This window comes from Bradyrhizobium sp. SHOUNA76 (assembly GCF_023006445.1).
GTDB lineage: Bacteria > Pseudomonadota > Alphaproteobacteria > Rhizobiales > Xanthobacteraceae > Bradyrhizobium.
In genome coordinates, this window is sequence record NZ_JALBHA010001055.1 from 1 (window position 1) to 682 (window position 682).

The window sequence follows — 682 nt, forward strand, 5'->3', positions numbered from 1 at the left end:
GGGACGCCGATCGCGGGCCGGACGCGGCGCGAGCTGGAAGGGCTGATCGGCTTCTTCGCCAACACGCTTGCGATGCGCACGGACCTTTCGGGCGATCCGACCTTTCGCGAGTTGCTCCTGCGCGTGAAGGAGTCGGCGCTGGGCGCCTATGAGCACCAGGACCTGCCGTTCGAGCGGCTTGTGCAGGAGCTGCGGCCCGTTCGCGATCTCGGCCGTCACCCCATCTTCCAGACTATGTTCATCTTGCAGAACGTCGGACGTGAGGGCGTTCGGCTGCCGGGAGCGGAACTGAACTGGCAGGCTGGCAACGGCGCTAGCGCGAAGTTTGATCTGTCGTTCTACATGTACGATACCGCCGAGGAGCTCAGCGGAGTCTTCGAATACGCGACGGATATTTACGATGTATCGACGATCGAGCGCCTTGCGGAACGTTGGCGGGTGCTGTTGGAGGCGATTGCTGCCGATCCCGACGCGCGACTATCCGAGCTTGCGATGCTGCCGGAGGCGGAGCGGCGGCAATTGGTGGAGGAGTGGAACGAGACGTGTTCGGCCTATCCGTCGGAGGCATGCCTGCACGATCTGGTGACGGCGCAGGCCATGCGAACGCCGGATGCGGTCGCGGTGATCGATGGCGGGCGCCAGCTGAGCTACGCGGAGATCGAACGGCGGGCCAACCGGCTGG

The 682-nt window shown here is 64.8% G+C and carries 1 protein-coding gene; it reads left to right on the forward strand.

From position 1 onward, the window contains the following. Positions 1-682 (forward strand): condensation domain-containing protein (locus MOV74_RS39665; protein WP_246933057.1); only part of this gene is annotated, 682 nt, incomplete at both ends.